Raw genomic sequence first — 18,919 nt, forward strand, 5'->3', positions numbered from 1 at the left:
AAAAGCGCTTTACTTTTTTTAATAGACTACATATCACATAAACAATGAATTTGGCTAAGGGGGGGTAAACATGGCAGAGCAACGTGAATTTTTTTACAGAAGATTGCATTCATTCTTAGGTGTTGTTCCAATTGGTATTTTCTTGGTGCAGCATTTAGTAGTGAATCATTTTGCTGTGTATGGAGAAGAGAGTTTTAATCAAGCGGCAGGTTTTATGGCAGGGCTTCCATTTGTTCTGTTGCTGGAAATATTCGTGATTTATCTGCCAATCTTGTTTCATGCAATTTTAGGGGTATATATCGTTTTTACTGCAAGAAACAATGTGAGCAGATATGGATTTTTCCGTAACTGGATGTTTAAAATTCAACGAATTACAGGGATTATTACACTTGTATTCCTGGTATGGCATGTATTTGAAACGCGTGTTCAAATCGGTCTAGGAAATGCGGAACTCGATTACAGCTTGATGGAAGGTATTTTAACAAATCCATTTATGTTCTGGTTCTACGTTATCGGTGTACTATCAGCAGTATTCCATTTCGCTAACGGATTATGGAGCTTTTTGGTTACATGGGGAATTACACAATCACCGAAATCACAACAAATATCCACTTATGCTTGTATCGGTATATTTTTAGTAGTCAGTTATTTAGGTGTTAGAACATTAATTCAATTTGCTTATGGTGTTTAATAGAAAGAGAAGGAGTGAGCCAACAAAATGAATAATCGTAAAGTCGCTGTTGTCGGTGGTGGATTAGCCGGATTAATGGCTACTATAAAGTCAGCCGAAGCAGGCGTAAAAGTAGATCTGTTTTCTATTGTTCCTGTAAAACGCTCTCACTCTGTATGTGCTCAAGGTGGTATAAATGGAGCAGTAAACACAAAAGGGGAAGGAGATTCTCCTTGGCTTCACTTTGATGATACAGTTTATGGCGGAGATTTTCTTGCAAATCAGCCTCAAGTAAAGGCGATGTGTGATGCGGCTCCGGGTATTATACATATGTTTGATCGTATGGGGGTTATGTTTAATCGGACTCCGGAAGGGTTACTTGATTTCCGTCGTTTTGGTGGAACCCAAATGCATCGTACAGCATATGCAGGAGCTACTACAGGTCAGCAATTACTATATGCTTTAGATGAACAAGTTCGTCGGTTTGAAGTAGAAGGCCTTGTTACAAAATATGAAGGTTGGGAATTTCTTCAAGCAATCATTGATGAAGAGGGTATTGGTAGAGGAATTGTTGCCCAGGACATCAAGACACATGAAGTCAAGGCATTCCGTTCTGATGCAACTATATTTGCTACTGGTGGTCCAGGGATTATCTTTGGTAAATCAACGAACTCCATGATAAATACCGGTTCAGCTGCTAGCATGCTTTATCAGCAGGGAGCTAAATATGCAAATGGTGAATTTATTCAAATTCATCCAACTGCTATTCCTGGTGATGATAAGTTACGACTCATGAGTGAATCGGCTCGTGGTGAAGGTGGACGTATTTGGACGTATAAAGACGGAGAGCCATGGTACTTTCTGGAGGAGAAGTATCCAGCGTATGGTAACCTTGTTCCTCGTGATATTGCTACACGTGAAATTTTTGATGTCTGTGTAAACCAAAAATTAGGAATTAATGGAGAAAACATGGTTTACCTTGACCTTTCACATAAGGATTCAAAAGAATTGGATATTAAATTAGGTGGAATCATTGAAATCTATGAAAAATTTGTAGGTGAAGATCCCCGTAAAGTGCCAATGAAAATCTTCCCGGCTGTTCATTATTCCATGGGTGGTCTGTGGGTTGATGAAGATCAAATGACGAGTATCCCTGGTATATTTGCTGCTGGCGAATGTGATTATTCTCAACATGGTGGTAACCGTCTTGGAGCCAATTCCTTATTATCAGCAATCTATGGAGGAATGGTTGCAGGACCGAAGGCTATCAATTATATTGATGGTCTTGATGTTCATGCAGAGGATCTTTCGAATGATTTATTCGAATCTCTGGAAAAAGAAGAGAAGAATAACTTTGAAAATCTCATGAATATGGAAGGAACTGAAAATGCTTACCAGATTCATAGAGAACTCGGAGAATGGATGACAGATAATGTTACAGTGGTTCGTGAAAATGAGAAGCTGCTAAAAACAGATGATAAGATTAAGGAGCTTCTTGAACGCTGGGATAATATTAATATTAACGATACATCCCGTTGGAGCAATCAAGGTGTTATGTTTACCCGTCAATTAAAAAATATGCTTCATCTTGCTCGGGTAATTACAATCGGTGCTTATAATCGTAATGAGAGTCGTGGTGCACATTACAAACCGGAATACCCTGAACGTAATGATGACGAATTCTTGAAAACAACGATTGCTGAATTTGATAAATTAGCACAATCACCTGTATTCAGTTACGAGGAAATTGATGTTTCTTTAATTCCGCCTCGTAAACGTGATTACACAACAAAACATTAAAGGGGGAGTAAATAAAAATGGCTGAACAAAGTACAGTTACCTTTATAATAACTAGACAAGACGGCCCGGAATCTGCTCCTTATGAGGAAACCTTTGAAATTCCTTATCGGACAAATATGAACGTTATATCCGGTCTTATGGAAATTAGACAGAACCCTGTTAACGCCAAAGGGGAAAAAACAACTCCGGTAATGTGGGATATGAACTGTTTGGAAGAAGTATGTGGTGCATGTTCCATGGTTATTAATGGAACTGCAAGACAATCCTGTGCGGCTTTGGTGGATCAACTTGAACAGCCAATCCGGTTGGAACCAATGTCAACATTTCCGATAGTACGTGATTTAATTATTGATCGTGAGCGAATGTTTGATGCATTAAAACAGGTTAAAGCTTGGATTCCAATTGATGGAACACATGATTTAGGTCCTGGACCTCGTATGCCTGAAAAGAAACGCCAATGGGCTTATGAATTGTCTAAATGTATGACTTGTGGTGTTTGTCTGGAAGCATGTCCAAATGTTAATGATAAATCAAACTTTATTGGGCCGGCTGCAATTTCACAAGCACGTTTGTTCAACGCCCATCCAACAGGAGAAATGAATGAAGGTGATCGTTTGGATGGTTTAATGGAAGATGGAGGAATTGATGGATGTGGAAACTCACAGAACTGTGTTCAAGTTTGTCCTAAAGGGATTCCGTTAACGACATCAATTGCTGCTATGAACCGTGCTACAAATATACAAGCATTCAAAAACTTCTTTGGAAGTGACAGTGCGTTATAATCAATAGTTTCATAGACAATGCCCCTTTCCATACTAGGTAAGGGGCATTGTTTTAAAGAAAGGGTTTTTAAATGAGGGCAGTAAATTACATAGAGAATTTGGAAAAGTGGAAATCTGAATTTAAATTTCATATTCCTGTAAAGGTTCGTTTTTCGGAAACAGATATGTATGGGCACGTAAATAATGTATCTGCATTTATTTATTTTGAAGAAGCGCGAATTGACTATATTAAATATCTTGATTTTTTGCCTGATTACACAAGTAAAGAAGAAGCTATAATTGTGGCAGATCAGCAATGTGATTATTTTCAACAAATATACTTTAACGAAGCCTTAAAAATTTATGTCAAGATTGCTTCCATCGGAAATACATCCTTTGATATTCATTATATGGGCTTAAAAGAAGATGGTGAAATAGCATTAACTGCTCGAAGTAGAATAGTTTATATTAATGCTCAGACTGGTCGTCCGATACAAATGTCAGAGCAAAAAAAGAAGCTGTTAACCAAATAGGAAACATATAAAAACCGAAATCCTAATAAAGGAAGTCGGTTTTTTCAGATAAACCGGCAATATGATTCCCACTTCCCAACTCCCAAGTGAATCGAAAAAATGTAAGTTGGAATCAAACTGCCAGTAAATCCCGATTCTGCTTAACTAACATTCAGTGGGGAATAAACTCCCTTGAATGAAGTTTCACATTATTAGAGCTTTAATTCCCCCATGCGAAGAAGCTCGACTACGGCTTGTGATCGCCCCTTGACTCCTAGTTTTTGCATAGCATTTGAAATATGGTTCCGGACAGTTTTTTCGGAAATAAACAACTCCTGTGCTATTTCTTTTGTTGTCTTATCCTGCACTAATAATTCAAACACTTCTTTTTCGCGTTTGGTTAATAATTGCTTCGGTTTGTACTCGTTGTCCTTCAAATGTTACCCCCTCCTTGCTCTATAGAGCTGCAGTATGAAGGGAAATTATTTAGTCAATATAGCTTATGAAATGGTAGAAAAAAAGTGCGCACATTTAAAGAATAGTTCCCAATTTTTATGATCTGGTTTATTATGATACATATAGAAGTGACTTATATTGAGGCTTTTTTCCGCATGTGGGCAAATAAGTTAATGTTGAATATACTGTTCATTAAATAGTAAACATTCATTTATATGGTTTACTTTTCTTTATGTTAAACTATTCGATAAGATGAAATGTAGGGGGTAACACTTTTGGAAAAAGATGCAACCTTAGATTCGATAAAGAAAATGGAAAAAAGACTTCGATATATTTCCGGTATTATTAAGCAAAACGGCCGGCAAATTCTGAATAATTATCCTATCACTTCACCACAATTTGTTGCATTACAATGGTTATTGGAAGAAGGAGATCTGACAATTGGAGAGTTATCCAATAAAATCAGCCTTGCCTTTAGTACGACAACTGATTTAGTGGATCGGATGGAAAAAAATGACCTCGTGGAAAGAGTTCGTGACACAAACGACAGAAGGGTTGTTAGAATCCATTTATTGAGTAAAGGGAAAAAGATAATTCGTGAAGTAATAAAAAAACGACAAGAATACCTTGGAGAAGTGTTAAATAAATTCTCCGAGGAAGAAAAAGATTCATTAAATTATTTGCTTGATTTTCTCTATGAGGAAATGAAATCCGTTAATGAAAAATAACAACACAGAGGAGACATAATTTTGAATAGAGCTATCGGTGTTATTGATTCGGGAGTTGGTGGCTTAACTGTTGTTCATGAACTGATGAGACAATTACCGAAAGAACAACTTATTTACTTGGGAGATACAGCCAGGTGTCCATATGGTCCGCGTACAAAAGAAGAGGTAAAAAAGTATACGTGGGAAATGGTCGATTTTTTATTGACCAAAGATATAAAAATGCTTGTCATTGCCTGTAATACTGCTACTGCATTTACACTGCATGATTTAAAAGAAAAATTGAACATTCCGGTTATTGGTGTTATCCAACCTGGTGCGAGGGCAGCGATCAAGTTCACAAGGAATAATCAGGTTGGTATCATAGGTACGGAAGGCACCGTTAACAGCAGCGCCTATACACATGCTTTAAAGAATATAAAAACAGATATTCATGTAACTGCACTTGCGTGTCCTTTGTTTGTTCCAATGGTCGAAAAAGGTATATTATCAGGTGGTCAGGCTCTGAAGGTAGTTAATGAATCATTGCAACCCTTAAAGTATGACAGGGAAATGGATACATTAATATTAGGATGCACGCATTATCCACTGCTTAAAGATACGATACAGGAAGTAATGGGGAAACATGTAACCATTATATCTTCAAGTGAAGAAACTGCCAGAGAAACAAGTACGATACTGGATGTTCATCAATTGTTAAATAAAGAAGAGTTAAGTCCTGTGCATCAATTTTATACGACAGGAGATTTGGAAATTTTTATTGAAATATCCAAGAGTATATTTAAAGAAGCCCATTTCCAAATGCTAACCATCAAAAATGCAAATATCAGCCATAATCAGGTATCCTAAAAAATTGGATATCTGATTTTTTCGCTTTGATGGTCTATTTTTTTTAATAGCTCGTATATATAGTAGTACAAACCATCGTAGGGGGTAATGACATGCGTAAGCGAGGAATGCTTTTAATTGGTACGGTCAGTATTACGGTAATTCTATCAGGCTGTTTTCAGGGGGAACAATCATCGGAAGAAATAGATCCGCCTCAAGATGCGGAGGCAGTAGATAATTTGGAGAATATAGAAAAAGCTGATGCTGGTGAGTTGAATGAGGAAGAACAACTCGTATCCGAAACTGTTCCGAGAGAACTATTTTTAATTGACTCAAATGGGATGGTAGCTTCACAGACTCTTGAATTGCCTACTCCAGATTCCAATGAAGTAGCGACACAGGTAATGGAATATCTGGTTAAGGGTGGACCTGTAACTCCAATTCTACCTAATGGGTTTCAAGCTGTATTACCAGAGGGTACTGAAATTCTTGGGTTGAACCTGCAAGAAGATGGAACAATGATTGTCGATGTTTCCGAGGATTTCAAAAATTACGAGGCAACAGAGGAACTAAAAATTTTAGAAGCAATGACACACACACTTACACAGTTTGAAAATGTAAATAAAATTAAGCTTCGAATAAATGGACATCAGTTAAATGAAATGCCTGTTAATGGAGCACCAATCACGGATGGATACTCTCGTGTAAATGGGATAAATATCGTTGATACGGACACATTGGACTTCATGGATAGTAAACCAGTTACCATGTATTATCCTGCAGAACATGATGAGAACCGTTACTATGTTCCGGTTACGCAATATATCGAATCTGATGGGAATAGTGAGTTTAGTTCCATTATCAAGGCTCTTATCGAAGGCCCGGGTTTCAATACCAATGTTGTTCATGTATTTAATCCCGAAACAATTCTGGCAGCTGAACCAAAGCTCAATGATGGGGTACTGGATATTGTCTTTAACGAAGGTATATTACAGGATTCCGACCAATCGATAATATCGGATGAGGTAATGGAAACCATTGTAAGAACATTAACAGAACAACGAAATGTGGAAGCAGTTAATGTGAAGGTGGAAAATGTCGACCAACTAGTTAATGAAAGTGGAGAAGAATACACCGAACCAGTTACAAAGCAAGCTTTTATTCCTACAGAAAAACTGTAAACGAAGAGGCTGAGAATACCAGCCTCTTTTTATTTTGGAAGCACGTTTGGTTCTTGGTCGAAAATTCTTCTTTAAGGGAGATGTTTAAGGTGCTTCTGCTTCTGTTTAAATAAAATGTATCAGCGTGTTTCTTTTGTAAAAAATATGATAAGCTAATAATTGTATGATGAGGAGGAAATTTTTTTATGAGAAATGATCAACGCGAAGTTAATAATTTGAGACCTATAAAAATGACTACAAATTATATCAGCCATCCAGAAGGCTCTGTCTTAATAGAGATGGGCAATACAAAAGTAATATGTAATGCAAGTATTGAAGATCGGGTTCCACCTTTTATGCGTGGACAGGGAAAAGGCTGGATTACAGCAGAATATTCGATGCTACCTCGTGCAACAGCACAGCGTAATATTCGTGAATCTTCTAAGGGGAAAGTAAGTGGAAGAACAATGGAAATACAACGACTGATTGGTCGTGCACTACGGTCCGTAGTTAATTTAAATAAAATTGGTGAAAGAACCATATGGGTCGATTGTGATGTCATCCAAGCTGATGGTGGAACTAGAACAGCTTCCATTACAGGTGCGTATGTTGCAGTTGTACTTGCTCTTGGAAAATTATTAGAGAAAAAATCGATTTCCAAAATGCCTGTAACTGATTATCTTGCAGCTATTTCTGTTGGTGTTTTACCGGGTGGTACGGAAATTCTGGATTTAAATTATGAAGAAGATTTCAAGGCTCTTGTTGATATGAATATCGTAATGACAGGTGCCGGCGAATTTGTCGAAATTCAGGGTACTGGAGAGGAAGCAACTTTTTCTCATAACCAGCTGCAGAATATGTTGAAGCTTGCTAATGAAGGGATACAACAGATTATAGAAACCCAAAAAGAAATGATAGGTGAACTTGCAAACCGAATTGGAGAAACAAACCCTGTCTAATAGGAGAATATTGATGAATCAAATAATTATTGCTACAAAAAACAAAGGGAAAGCAAATGAATTTAAAGCGTTTTTTTCCAAATATGAGATAGAAGCTGTTTCATTATTGGATTTGAACAAGGAACTTCCAGATGTGGAAGAAACAGGTTCCACTTTTGAAGAGAATGCCGCATTAAAAGCAGAACAAATTGCAACATTGTTAAACACTCCTGTGCTTGCCGATGATTCTGGTTTGATCATTGATGCGTTGCATGGTCGCCCTGGTTTATTTTCAGCAAGATATGCAGGAGAGCCTAAAAATGATCAAGCAAATATCGACAAAGTACTACAAGAACTGAAAGATATTCCTCTGGAAAAAAGATCTGCAAGATTTATATGTGTTCTGGCCATTGCAATACCAGGTGAAGATACTGTTTTTCGCACTGGTTTTTGTGAAGGACAAATTACTACTGTACCAAAAGGTAGAAATGGATTTGGTTATGATCCGATTTTTATCCCGGAAAACTTTGATGTAACCATGGCAGAATTAACACCAAAAGTAAAAAACGAAATCAGTCATCGAAAAAATGCGATTAGCCAATTGGAAAAATGGATACATAATTTATAGGAACGGAAAAAGTTTTTGGAGGTGGTAAAATGTCAAAAGTACTCATTTTAAGTGATAGTCATGGTTTAATGGAGGAAGTTTCTGCCATTAAAGAACGTCATCAAATAAAGTCAATGATTCATTGTGGTGATTCAGAACTCGATTTGGATGCACAAGAATTGGAGGGCTTCTATAAAGTTGCAGGAAATTGTGATTTTGATACTAGGTATCCAGATGAACAAACGATTAAGCTTGATGGGATCACTTTTTATATTACGCATGGTCATCTTCACAACGTAAAATTGAATTTGATGGGACTGTCGTACCGTGCTGAAGAAGAACAGGCACAAGTCATATGTTTTGGTCATACTCATATCGCAGGAGCTGAACAAGTGGATAAGCAGCTTTTTATTAATCCGGGAAGTATTCGGCAACCGCGAAACAGGACTGAAAAAACATATGCAATAATGGAATGGGATACCCCTGCTTCTATTACGGTAAAATTCTATACGGTAACTGGTGAAAGAGTGGATGATCTCACATATAATGCCTCATTATAGGCTTTTAAGTGTTTGTCAGGAAAAATAAAAATGGTTCCTGACAAACACTTCATATAAAAAATTTAAAAATCTGTTGACAAAGATACATATAATGCCTATAATAATTCTTGTCCGCTAATTTTGGGTTTGTCATTTTTTACATATAATGAATACATTGGATTGCTTTGTTATTTCAACTAGTTAGCGTTTTTAATAATTAAATAACCTTACATACATCATGCGGGTGTAGTTTAGTGGTAAAACCTCAGCCTTCCAAGCTGATGATGAGGGTTCGATTCCCTTCACCCGCTCCAAAAACATGTCCCAGTAGCTCAGCTGGATAGAGCAACAGCCTTCTAAGCTGTGGGTCGCAGGTTCGAATCCTGCCTGGGACATTCTAACAAAGAGAAACCTAAGGATACATACTAGGTTTCTTTTTTTTCATAGTTAGGATACTATTGAATAATAAATTCAATTGATTCAGATTTTCACGACACGAACAACCTATATCGCTACTATGTTTTATTTATTTAATTTCGGGTATTTATACATATTAAAGAATTTGAGCAATTATAGTTCCTAGGAAAGAGGTGAATAGATGGAGTCGAAATCTGAAAAAATCATACTTTTTCCCGGATTAAAGAAAACGCTTGAAGAAGAAAGTTTAAAAGCGCTGCAGGAAAAAAGGTATGAGGAAGCTTTGGGAAAACTGAATCAACTAATAAGCTACCATGAACACAGCCATGAAATAATTATCGGTAAACTTATTTGCTTAATGGAATTGGGCAGACATGAAGAAGCACAGGATCTCTGTGAAGATCTCCTTCACCATAAAGATGAAAATTATTTCCATTACGTACATATTTATTTAACCATCTTGTTTCAAACAAGCCAATATAGTCTCTTAATGGAGCAGGTGGAATCTGAGTTTGAGAAAAACAATGTTCCTGAACTATTGCATGAACAATTTAAACAGCTCTATGATATGAGTGAAAAAATGAAGCTGGATTTTATGATTGAAGAATCAAGTTCGATCATTGATGAATTGTTTGCCGCAGTGAATCAGGATAATCATATAGAACAGTGGCGTGTGGTTGAACAACTTAGAAATATGAAGGCCCAGCCAGTGAATCAAGTTTTGTCCTTGTTGACGAATGAGCATGTTCATCCAGTTATAAAAACAGCAATCCTTGCCTGGATGAAGGATAAGCATATTTCTGATGAAGTGGAAATACATAAATTCAGTACTAGTATGACTGTCATACCATTCGACATTCCATATATAAAAGTAAATGAAATATATAAGCAAATTCTACTAGTGATACTGGATGTCGAGCAGGATAACCCAACATTATTCCAATTACTTGAACAACTGCTCTATCGGTATGTTTACGTGATTTATCCATTTATGCCTTCGACTGAAGATATTGTGGACATTGCAGCAGCAATTAAAAATATAGGAAATCAATATTTACATATACAGACAACTGAAAATGATATATCAAGTGCGAAAGTTCAACACTATATGAAAGAAATAAGAATGTGTGACTCCTTATACTTGAGTATCATTGAGGACTAGCCTTGTAGAAGCAGTAAATGCTTGAAACGCAAACAAATTATGTTATAATGAGATGGTTGCAATTTTGATAACATATCATTCAAGCATGAACCGTTAAAAATGAATCGAAACAATAGATTTTGGAGGGAATTTTTATGACAGCAAAATGGGAAAAGCAAGAAGGTAATAAAGGTTTATTAACATTTGAAGTAACATCTGAAGAATTTGACACGGCATTGGATCAAGCATTTAAGAAAGTTGCCAAGGATGTTCAAATCCCTGGTTTCCGTAAAGGGAAAATTCCGCGTGGTATGTTTGAAAAACGTTTTGGTGTTGAATCTTTGTACCAGGATGCTGTAGATATTGTACTCCCGGCAGCTTATACAAAAGCAATTGATGAAACAGACATTTTCCCAATTGCACAACCAGAAGTGGATATTGAGCAAATTGAAAAAGGAAAAGATCTTGTTTTCACAGCTACAGTTGAAGTGAAACCGGAAGTAACTTTAGGTGATTACAAAGGCCTTGAAGTGGAAGAACAATCCGTAGAAGTAACTGATGAAGATGTAACAAATGAAATTGAACAACTGCGTGAACGTCATGCAGAACTTGTTGTTAAAGAAGAAGGCAAAGTTGAAAATGGTGATACAGTAGTAATCGACTTTGAAGGTTTCCTTGATGGCGAAGCATTTGATGGTGGAAAAGGTGAGAACCACACATTGGAAATCGGATCAGGCCAATTTATCCCTGGTTTTGAAGAAGAATTAATTGGAAAAGAAGCAGGAGAAGATACTGAAGTTGAAGTCACTTTCCCTGAAGATTACCATGCTGAAGATCTGGCAGGTAAAAAAGCAGTATTCAAGGTTAAAATCCATGAATTAAAATCAAAAGAACTTCCTGAACTTGATGATGAGTTTGCTAAAGATGTAGACGAAGAAGTTGAGTCACTTGAAGATTTGAAGAAGAAAAAGAAAGAAGAGTTGGAAGCACAGAAAAAACAAAATGCTGAAAATGAGAAACGTGAAGTATTAATTCAAAAAGCTTCCGATAACACGCAAGTTGAAGTTCCAGACGCGATGGTAGATACAGAACTTGAGCAAATGATTCGTGAATTTGAACAACAATTGCAAGCGCAAGGTATGACGATGGAAATGTATTCTCAGTTCTCTGGTCAAGATGAGAGTGCTTTGAAAGAACAAATGAGAGAAGATGCAGCAAAACGTGTTAAAACGAATCTTACTTTAGAAGCTATCGTAGCAGCAGAAAATCTGGAAGCATCTGAAGAAGATGTTAAAGCAGAACTTGAAAAAATGGCATCTATGTATGGTGCAGAAGTTGACCAGCTTGTTCAAATGCTTGGTGGCAACACAGATACAATTAAAAATGATTTGAAAATGAGAACTGCAATTGATTTCCTCGCTGAAAACAGCAAAACAGTCTAAATTAGTCAGCATTCATAGATGATTTACATTGCAAGGTGCGATTTATGTCGCATCTTGTTTTGCTTTTTCTTCCGCATAAACTGCTAGACCTAATTTTGTGCAACTTACATAAAGTGTGGGATAAAAGTGGATGAAGTTTACTTTTTATAGAAATAATGCAATTAATTTGCTGTACCATTCATATAGTAACTATAAGACTTTTAAAAGTTATAAGTTGACATTTCGATTTAATTATCCATAATGGAAACAACAACCAATTTCATTTGTATTTAATACGATGGAGATGGGTTAAGGTATATTGTTTTGTTTTTTAATTTTTATCTGATATGATGACTATAAAAGTTGAATGTTGATATTAATCAGCACGTTTAGGGGTGAGATGTTATGTTTAAGTTTAATGAAGAAAAAGGTCAACTGAAATGTTCATTTTGTGGAAAGAGTCAAGAACAAGTACGTAAGTTAGTAGCCGGTCCTGGCGTTTATATATGTGATGAATGTATTGAACTTTGCACAGAAATTGTCGAGGAAGAATTAGGAACAGAAGAAGAAATGGAAATGAATGAAATTCCAAAGCCAAAAGATATCTGTGACATTCTTGATGATTATGTGATTGGCCAGGATAAAGCTAAGAAGAATATGTCTGTAGCGGTATATAACCACTATAAACGTGTTAATTCAACAAAGAGTACAGATGACGTTGAGATATCAAAAAGTAACATTGCTATGATTGGACCAACAGGTAGTGGTAAAACGTTGTTGGCTCAAACATTGGCCCGTATTATTAATGTACCTTTTGCTATGGCAGATGCAACATCATTAACAGAAGCTGGTTATGTAGGTGAAGATGTTGAGAATATTCTTCTGAAATTGATTCAATCAGCAGATTATGATGTTGAAAAAGCCGAAAAAGGGATAATTTATATCGATGAAATTGATAAGGTTGCCCGTAAATCGGAAAATCCATCAATTACTCGTGATGTATCCGGTGAAGGTGTACAACAGGCATTGTTGAAAATTCTTGAAGGTACGGTAGCAAGTGTTCCACCACAGGGGGGCCGCAAGCATCCACACCAGGAATTTATTCAAATTGATACAACTAATATTTTATTTATTGTTGGTGGTGCGTTTGACGGAATCGACCAGGTTATCAAACGTCGTCTTGGTAAAAAGGTAATTGGTTTTGGTTCAAACGAAAAGCAGGAAGATTTAGACATGGGTCAATTACTTTCAAAAGTATTACCTGAAGATCTTCTCCGTTATGGTTTGATTCCAGAATTCATTGGACGTATCCCTGTAATCGGAAGTTTGACTCCATTAGATGAAGAGGCTCTAATTCAAATTTTGACTAAACCAAAAAATGCGCTTGTAAAACAATACGAAAAATTATTCGAAATGGATAATGTTGAATTGGAATTTGAAGAGGATGCATTAGTTGAAATTGCCAAAAAAGCAATTGAACGTAAAACAGGTGCCCGTGGACTGCGTTCTATAATCGAAGGCATCGTACTAGAAGTCATGTTTGATCTTCCGTCTAGAGAAGACGTAAAAAAATGTGTGATTACAAAAGAAACAGTTACAGAGGAAGATGGTAGTCCTAAACTGATTTTCCATGATGGAACGGTTAAAAGAGGAAATGAAACACTTCCTAAAGAAAGTGCATAATCATTGGTTTTGAGACTGACTGGGGCAACTTCTTCTTTAATTAAGAATTGCCCGCAGTCAGTCTCTTTTTTTGTTTATAAAAGCCGGTAATGGTAATACTAACGAAGAAAAGTAGCACCTTAAAGAAAAGAAATAGTTTTACAAATGGAAATATATTCTTTAAACTTAAGTGATACATAATAGCAATTATTTTTGATTACATACAAATTTGGAGGTACAAATTATGAGTAAAGAGACAATACAAATCCCCCTCCTCCCTTTGCGTGGACTACTGGTGTTTCCGTCAATGGTTCTTCATTTGGATGTAGGTAGAGATAAATCCGTAGCTGCACTTGAAAAAGCAATGATGGATGATCAAAGGATATTTTTGGCGGCACAGAAAAAAGTCAGTCTGGATGACCCGGAACCAAAGGATATCTATAATATTGGAACATTGGCAACCGTAAAACAAATGCTGAAATTGCCAAATGGGACAATTAGAGTCCTTGTTGAAGGGTTACATCGTGGTGAGATTCAACAATTCCTTGATTCTGATGATGAATTTATGGTGGAAATAAAAGCAATGGATGATATTCATGGGGAAAAACATGAAGAAGAAGCATTAATGCGTTCTTTACTTGGTCAATTTAAACAGTACACAAAACTATCCAGAAAAATCACCCAAGAAACATATGAAACGGTGGAAGATATTGAAGAACCTAGTCGGTTGGCTGATATTATTTCCTCACATCTAACACTCAAAGTGAAAGACAAACAAGAGGTTTTAGAGTTAGTTAATGTGACAGAAAGAATTAAACATCTTATTAAAATAATTTCCAACGAAAAAAAAGTGCTGGACTTGGAAAAGAAAATTGGCCAGCGTGTAAAGACATCGATGGAAAAGACACAGAAGGAATATTATCTGCGTGAACAGTTAAAAGCGATCCAGAAAGAACTTGGTGAAAGAGATGGTAAATCCAGTGAAGTGGAGCAGTTGCGGGAGAAGATTGAAGAATCCGATATGCCGGAACATATTATGGAGGTCGCTCTTAAAGAGTTGGGCAGATATGAGAAAGTTCCACAATCATCAGCTGAAAGCTCTGTTATCCGAAACTATCTCGATTGGCTGATTGTACTACCATGGACAAAAAAGACACAAGATACAATCAAAATTAATCGCGCTGAAAAAATATTGAATGAAGATCATTATGGGTTAGAAAAGGTGAAAGAGCGCATTTTAGAATATCTTGCTGTTCAGAAATTAACAAACACGATAAAAGGCCCAATTCTATGTCTTGTAGGCCCTCCTGGAGTGGGGAAAACATCTTTGGCGAAATCGATTGCCCGTTCCATTGATCGTAATTTCGTAAGGATTTCACTTGGTGGAGTAAGGGATGAAGCTGAGATAAGAGGACACCGCAGAACTTATATAGGTGCCATGCCAGGAAGAATCGTACAAGGAATGAAAAAAGCAGGAACCATTAATCCTGTCTTTCTTCTCGATGAAATTGATAAAATGTCCAATGATTTCCGTGGTGACCCTTCTTCGGCAATGCTTGAAGTTTTGGATCCGGAACAAAACAGTACCTTTAGTGATCATTTTATAGAAGAAAACTATGACTTATCCAATGTGCTTTTCATTGCAACCGCCAACAATGTAAACAGTATCCCTGGACCTTTATTAGATCGCATGGAACTTATTTCGATTGCTGGTTATACGGAAGTAGAAAAGCTTCATATTGCCAAACAACACCTGTTTCCAAAGCAATTAAAAGAAAATGGTTTGTCCAAGGGAACGATGCAAATACGAGAAGGTGCTTTACTTAAGTTGATTCGCACCTATACACGGGAAGCTGGAGTACGTAGTCTGGAGAGACAATTAGCTAAATTATGCCGTAAAGCTGCGAAAATCATAATATCTAAAGATAAAGAGAAAGTAGTTGTTACAGAGAAAAGCATCGAGGATCTACTTGGCAAACCGGTATACAGCTATGGACTTATGGAACTGGAAGATCAGGTGGGAGCAGCCACAGGATTGGCATATACTTCTGCCGGTGGAGATATACTCTCTATTGAGGTTAGCCACTACCCGGGTAAAGGGAAACTAACACTAACGGGACAATTAGGGGATGTTATGCAGGAATCTGCTCAAGCGGCATTCAGCTATGTTCGTTCTCGAACGAACGAATTTAATATTGAATCTAATTTTTATGAGAAGTATGATATTCACATCCATGTACCAGCAGGGGCTACGCCGAAAGATGGTCCATCAGCTGGTATTACAATAGCTACAGCACTTGTATCTTCATTAACAGGAAGAGCAATAAAAAAAGAAGTAGGTATGACCGGTGAGATAACATTGCGGGGACGTGTACTGCCGATTGGCGGATTAAAGGAAAAATCTTTAAGCGCACACCGAGCTGGACTGACTACGTTGATCATTCCTGAAGAAAATGAAAAAGATATAGAAAATATACCGGAAAGCGTGCGAAACGAATTGACATTTATACCAGTGAACCATCTTGATCAAGTTCTAAAGCATGCATTAGTGGAGGAAAAAAATGAAAGTAACAAAAGCTGAAATAGTAATTAGTGCGGTAAGTCAGAAGCAATATCCTGGGGACATGTTACCCGAAATTGCATTGGCAGGCCGTTCAAACGTGGGGAAATCTTCGTTTATCAATAAATTGATCAACCGTAAAAATTTAGCTCGTACATCTTCAAAGCCAGGGAAGACACAAACATTAAATTTCTACCGAATAAACGATGTTTTTTATTTTGTTGACGTTCCTGGATATGGGTACGCAAAGGTTTCCAAATCGGAAAAAGAAAAATGGGGACCAATGATGGAGGAATACTTTCAGACAAGGAATACGCTGAAAGCAGTTCTTCTTATTACCGATCTTCGACATGAACCAACGAAAGATGATTTACGGATGTATGATTTTCTTAAATTTAATGATCTTGAAGTAATTATAGTAGGGACGAAATTAGATAAAGTTCCTAAAAGTAAACGGGCACAGCATATAAAACGGACAAAGCAAACATTCCAAGTTGCCCCTGAGGATATCGTGATTCCTTTCTCCTCTGAAACAGGAGAAGGAAAAGAAGAGTCATGGTCAATTATTACGAAATATCTAAAAAGCTGATAAAAAGCTCCCTATTCGAGAACAGTTCTCGGCATAGGGAGCTTTTTTATTGCTTTTTCATCAGATAAAAACCAATAACGATAAGGACAATCGGCCAAAATCTCTCTAATAAATCAATAATACTGTATATCCAGTCAAAGTATGCTGGTAGATTGATAGAAAAAATGAACAGAACGGCCAATAGAATGAGAAGAAGACCTGGTAACAATCCTTTCTTTGTTTTTGCATAACGAACAATAAAAGCAATACCGATGATCAGTAAAATGACGCCCCAATGATCAATCCAAAAGGAATAATGCTGCACACCATGCAAATGAATACCTAATCCAAGTACAATGGTTCCGACGAACAAGTTCTGATATGTTTTTGATGTATAACTATGTATTAGCAGTGCAAGACCTATTATGATCAGCAATGTCTGCCATGAATAAAAGTTTGTTAGAATGGGTATTTTCATTTCCCTTAGAAGAAAATAGATACCAATTCCAATCAATAAATATGCTAGTAAAGAATTTGTTTTTTTCACCTTACGAAATTCCCTCCGATTTGAGTCGATTTCTTGATAACATGATTACAGTATGATAAAGTACATTCGAACTTATTATTATACATTTTATACTAACATATTGTTTCAGATTCTGTTCACATTTTGGGGAAATGAGTATAGGAATCCGTGTTATACTATAAACTAGGTAATTAATTATAGAATTTATATTGAATTTATCCGTAAATTATTTTGGGGGTAGAAAAGTGCATATTTTAAAAGTCGGATTCAATTACAAAACAGCCCCTGTAGAAATAAGGGAGAAGCTCACATTTTCAGAAGACTCACTTCATGAAGCAATGAATGAACTTAAAAGTCAGAAAAGCATTTTAGAAAATGTGATAGTTTCCACTTGCAATCGTACGGAAATCTACGCAGTGGTTGATCAATTACACACAGGTCGTTTTTATATCAAACAATTTTTAGCGGATTGGTTTGATATAGATAAAGAGGAATTTTCCTCCTATTTACGTATTACAGAAGACGATGGTGCGATGGAACACCTTTTCCGTGTATCTACTGGACTAGACTCAATGGTGCTTGGCGAAACACAAATACTTGGCCAAGTAAAACAGGCATTCCTGACTTCTCAGGAAATGAAAACGACCGGTACCATTTTTAATGAACTATTCAAGCAGGCAATTACTTTTGGTAAGCGTGCCCATAAAGATACAGCAATTGGTGAGCATGCAGTATCCATCAGTTATGCGGCAGTAGAATTAGCAAAGAAAATTTTCGGTGATCTTCAGAATAAACACGTAGTAATTCTTGGTGCAGGTAAAATGGGAGAGCTCGCAGCCAAAAACCTCCAAGGTTCAGGTGTCACTAAAATTACTGTTATTAATCGAACAATGAAAAAGGCAGAAGAATTGGCAGAGAAATTTGATGCAACTCCAGAAAGCATGGATAATCTAATGCATGTTATCCAGGAAGCTGATATCCTTATCAGTTCAACTGGTTCGGATTCCGTTGTTCTGAGAAAGGACATGCTCGAGCCCGTTCAAAAAAAACGTAAAGGAAAGGCATTATTCCTCGTGGATATTGCAGTGCCTAGAGATATCGATTCTGAGATTAGTAACTTAGATAATGTTTTTCTATATGATATTGATAATCTAAAAAATATTGTCGACGATAATCTGGAATCAAGAAAGGCAGCTGCTGCGCAAATCGAATTAATGATGGAAGAGGAAATTGTCCTATTTAAGGAATGGATGAAAACGCTCGGTGTCGTTCCAGTCATTTCCGCTCTACGTCAAAAAGCAATGTCGATCCAGGCAGAAACAATGAAAAGTATTGAAAGAAAGATACCTGATATGACCGCTCGTGAGAAAAAAGTACTAAATAAGCATACGAAAAGTATTATCAACCAGTTATTGAAAGAACCTGTTACGCAGGCAAAAGAGCTTGCAGGTAATGAAAAGGCAGATGAATCACTGCAACTTTTCATTGATATTTTCGGTATAGAAGAGGAAGTAAAAGCCGAATTTGAAAAACAGGCAAAAAAAAATGACACAATGAAGACTTTGTCAAAAGATGATAAGTCCTCCTTTCCTTTGATTGAAAAAATCACTACAGCTTAATCGAGAAAG

At 36.7% G+C, this 18,919-nt stretch carries 18 protein-coding genes and 2 tRNA genes; 18 read left to right on the forward strand and 2 right to left on the reverse strand.

Translation table 11 applies throughout. The features are described 5' to 3' along the window. Positions 1 to 70 precede the first annotated feature (70 nt). The 4 genes from ACFOUV_RS02100 (at position 71) to ACFOUV_RS02115 (ending at position 3,764) form a co-directional block, all read left to right on the forward strand. A complete protein-coding gene (locus tag ACFOUV_RS02100; protein WP_379495114.1) occupies positions 71 to 691 on the forward strand; it encodes a succinate dehydrogenase cytochrome b558 subunit in 621 nt (206 codons plus the stop codon). Between the two features lie 27 nt (positions 692 to 718). Continuing rightward, positions 719 to 2,470 carry a succinate dehydrogenase flavoprotein subunit gene (gene sdhA, locus ACFOUV_RS02105; RefSeq protein ID WP_379495115.1) on the forward strand — a complete coding sequence of 584 codons (1,752 nt, stop codon included), beginning with the start codon at positions 719 to 721 and terminating at the stop codon, positions 2,468 to 2,470. A 17-nt stretch (positions 2,471 to 2,487) separates the two neighbouring features. Further along, on the forward strand, positions 2,488 to 3,252 hold the full coding sequence (gene sdhB / locus ACFOUV_RS02110; RefSeq protein WP_379495116.1) for a succinate dehydrogenase iron-sulfur subunit: 765 nt from the start codon (positions 2,488 to 2,490) through the stop codon (positions 3,250 to 3,252). A 71-nt stretch (positions 3,253 to 3,323) separates the two neighbouring features. Next, positions 3,324 to 3,764, forward strand: coding sequence for an acyl-CoA thioesterase (locus ACFOUV_RS02115; RefSeq protein ID WP_379495117.1), 441 nt, complete (start codon positions 3,324 to 3,326; stop codon positions 3,762 to 3,764). A gap of 191 nt (positions 3,765 to 3,955) precedes the next feature. On the opposite strand, the gene ACFOUV_RS02120 is transcribed toward ACFOUV_RS02115, so the two are convergent. Next, the gene (locus ACFOUV_RS02120; RefSeq protein ID WP_010651078.1) at positions 3,956 to 4,180 is read right to left on the reverse strand and encodes a helix-turn-helix domain-containing protein; all 225 of its coding nucleotides are present in this window, start codon (positions 4,178 to 4,180) and stop codon (positions 3,956 to 3,958) included. Positions 4,181 to 4,510: 330 nt separating this feature from the next. Between ACFOUV_RS02120 and ACFOUV_RS02125 the strand changes: the two genes are divergently transcribed. The 13 genes from ACFOUV_RS02125 to yihA all read left to right on the forward strand — a co-directional run bounded on the left by ACFOUV_RS02125 (position 4,511) and on the right by yihA (position 16,786). Further along, the gene (locus ACFOUV_RS02125; protein WP_379495743.1) at positions 4,511 to 4,927 is read left to right on the forward strand and encodes a MarR family winged helix-turn-helix transcriptional regulator; all 417 of its coding nucleotides are present in this window, start codon (positions 4,511 to 4,513) and stop codon (positions 4,925 to 4,927) included. Positions 4,928 to 4,948: 21 nt separating this feature from the next. After that, positions 4,949 to 5,773, forward strand: a complete 825-nt coding sequence (gene racE / locus ACFOUV_RS02130; protein WP_379495118.1) for a glutamate racemase — start codon at positions 4,949 to 4,951, stop codon at positions 5,771 to 5,773. A 92-nt stretch (positions 5,774 to 5,865) separates the two neighbouring features. After that, positions 5,866 to 6,933: a GerMN domain-containing protein gene (locus tag ACFOUV_RS02135; RefSeq protein WP_379495119.1), complete on the forward strand. Its 1,068-nt coding sequence runs from the start codon at positions 5,866 to 5,868 to the stop codon at positions 6,931 to 6,933. Positions 6,934 to 7,118: 185 nt separating this feature from the next. Then, positions 7,119 to 7,871 (forward strand): ribonuclease PH, encoded by a 753-nt coding sequence (rph, locus tag ACFOUV_RS02140; protein WP_379495120.1) that lies wholly within the window; start codon positions 7,119 to 7,121, stop codon positions 7,869 to 7,871. A gap of 13 nt (positions 7,872 to 7,884) precedes the next feature. Continuing rightward, a complete protein-coding gene (locus ACFOUV_RS02145; protein ID WP_379495121.1) occupies positions 7,885 to 8,478 on the forward strand; it encodes an XTP/dITP diphosphatase in 594 nt (197 codons plus the stop codon). Between the two features lie 29 nt (positions 8,479 to 8,507). Then, positions 8,508 to 9,017: a metallophosphoesterase family protein gene (locus tag ACFOUV_RS02150; protein ID WP_379495122.1), complete on the forward strand. Its 510-nt coding sequence runs from the start codon at positions 8,508 to 8,510 to the stop codon at positions 9,015 to 9,017. A 219-nt stretch (positions 9,018 to 9,236) separates the two neighbouring features. After that, positions 9,237 to 9,310, forward strand: a tRNA-Gly gene (locus tag ACFOUV_RS02155). 7 nt (positions 9,311 to 9,317) lie between these two features. Beyond that, positions 9,318 to 9,391, forward strand: a tRNA-Arg gene (locus ACFOUV_RS02160). A gap of 203 nt (positions 9,392 to 9,594) precedes the next feature. Then, positions 9,595 to 10,575, forward strand: a complete 981-nt coding sequence (locus ACFOUV_RS02165; RefSeq protein WP_379495123.1) for a tetratricopeptide repeat protein — start codon at positions 9,595 to 9,597, stop codon at positions 10,573 to 10,575. 134 nt (positions 10,576 to 10,709) lie between these two features. Beyond that, positions 10,710 to 11,996, forward strand: coding sequence for a trigger factor (gene tig, locus ACFOUV_RS02170; protein WP_379495124.1), 1,287 nt, complete (start codon positions 10,710 to 10,712; stop codon positions 11,994 to 11,996). A 384-nt stretch (positions 11,997 to 12,380) separates the two neighbouring features. Beyond that, positions 12,381 to 13,658, forward strand: coding sequence for an ATP-dependent protease ATP-binding subunit ClpX (clpX, locus tag ACFOUV_RS02175; protein WP_379495125.1), 1,278 nt, complete (start codon positions 12,381 to 12,383; stop codon positions 13,656 to 13,658). 223 nt (positions 13,659 to 13,881) lie between these two features. After that, on the forward strand, positions 13,882 to 16,218 hold the full coding sequence (gene lon, locus ACFOUV_RS02180) for an endopeptidase La (protein ID WP_379495126.1): 2,337 nt from the start codon (positions 13,882 to 13,884) through the stop codon (positions 16,216 to 16,218). Then, the gene (yihA, locus tag ACFOUV_RS02185) at positions 16,199 to 16,786 is read left to right on the forward strand and encodes a ribosome biogenesis GTP-binding protein YihA/YsxC (protein ID WP_379495127.1); all 588 of its coding nucleotides are present in this window, start codon (positions 16,199 to 16,201) and stop codon (positions 16,784 to 16,786) included. Before lon ends, yihA begins: the two co-directional genes overlap by 20 nt. Before the next feature lie 46 nt (positions 16,787 to 16,832). On the opposite strand, the gene ACFOUV_RS02190 is transcribed toward yihA, so the two are convergent. Beyond that, positions 16,833 to 17,312: a LiaI-LiaF-like domain-containing protein gene (locus ACFOUV_RS02190; RefSeq protein WP_379495128.1), complete on the reverse strand. Its 480-nt coding sequence runs from the start codon at positions 17,310 to 17,312 to the stop codon at positions 16,833 to 16,835. A gap of 224 nt (positions 17,313 to 17,536) precedes the next feature. Between ACFOUV_RS02190 and hemA the strand changes: the two genes are divergently transcribed. Further along, a complete protein-coding gene (gene hemA / locus ACFOUV_RS02195; protein ID WP_379495129.1) occupies positions 17,537 to 18,910 on the forward strand; it encodes a glutamyl-tRNA reductase in 1,374 nt (457 codons plus the stop codon). The last annotated feature ends 9 nt before the right edge of the window (positions 18,911 to 18,919 follow it).

Origin of the sequence: Oceanobacillus longus (genome assembly GCF_042650085.1) — a bacterium.
GTDB classification, from domain to species: domain Bacteria; phylum Bacillota; class Bacilli; order Bacillales; family Amphibacillaceae; genus Oceanobacillus; species Oceanobacillus longus.

Excerpts from the sequence above, each read along its gene's own strand:
- ACFOUV_RS02100 (WP_379495114.1), top strand. The coding sequence starts at position 71 with ATGGCAGAGCAACGTGAATTTTTTTACAGAAGATTGCATTCATTCTTA.
- sdhA (WP_379495115.1), top strand. The coding sequence starts at position 719 with ATGAATAATCGTAAAGTCGCTGTTGTCGGTGGTGGATTAGCCGGATTA.
- sdhB (WP_379495116.1), top strand. The coding sequence starts at position 2,488 with ATGGCTGAACAAAGTACAGTTACCTTTATAATAACTAGACAAGACGGC.
- ACFOUV_RS02115 (WP_379495117.1), top strand. The coding sequence starts at position 3,324 with ATGAGGGCAGTAAATTACATAGAGAATTTGGAAAAGTGGAAATCTGAA.
- ACFOUV_RS02125 (WP_379495743.1), top strand. The coding sequence starts at position 4,511 with ATGGAAAAAAGACTTCGATATATTTCCGGTATTATTAAGCAAAACGGC.
- ACFOUV_RS02135 (WP_379495119.1), top strand. The coding sequence starts at position 5,866 with ATGCGTAAGCGAGGAATGCTTTTAATTGGTACGGTCAGTATTACGGTA.
- rph (WP_379495120.1), top strand. The coding sequence starts at position 7,119 with ATGAGAAATGATCAACGCGAAGTTAATAATTTGAGACCTATAAAAATG.
- ACFOUV_RS02145 (WP_379495121.1), top strand. The coding sequence starts at position 7,885 with ATGAATCAAATAATTATTGCTACAAAAAACAAAGGGAAAGCAAATGAA.
- ACFOUV_RS02150 (WP_379495122.1), top strand. The coding sequence starts at position 8,508 with ATGTCAAAAGTACTCATTTTAAGTGATAGTCATGGTTTAATGGAGGAA.
- ACFOUV_RS02165 (WP_379495123.1), top strand. The coding sequence starts at position 9,595 with ATGGAGTCGAAATCTGAAAAAATCATACTTTTTCCCGGATTAAAGAAA.
- tig (WP_379495124.1), top strand. The coding sequence starts at position 10,710 with ATGACAGCAAAATGGGAAAAGCAAGAAGGTAATAAAGGTTTATTAACA.
- clpX (WP_379495125.1), top strand. The coding sequence starts at position 12,381 with ATGTTTAAGTTTAATGAAGAAAAAGGTCAACTGAAATGTTCATTTTGT.
- lon (WP_379495126.1), top strand. The coding sequence starts at position 13,882 with ATGAGTAAAGAGACAATACAAATCCCCCTCCTCCCTTTGCGTGGACTA.
- yihA (WP_379495127.1), top strand. The coding sequence starts at position 16,199 with ATGAAAGTAACAAAAGCTGAAATAGTAATTAGTGCGGTAAGTCAGAAG.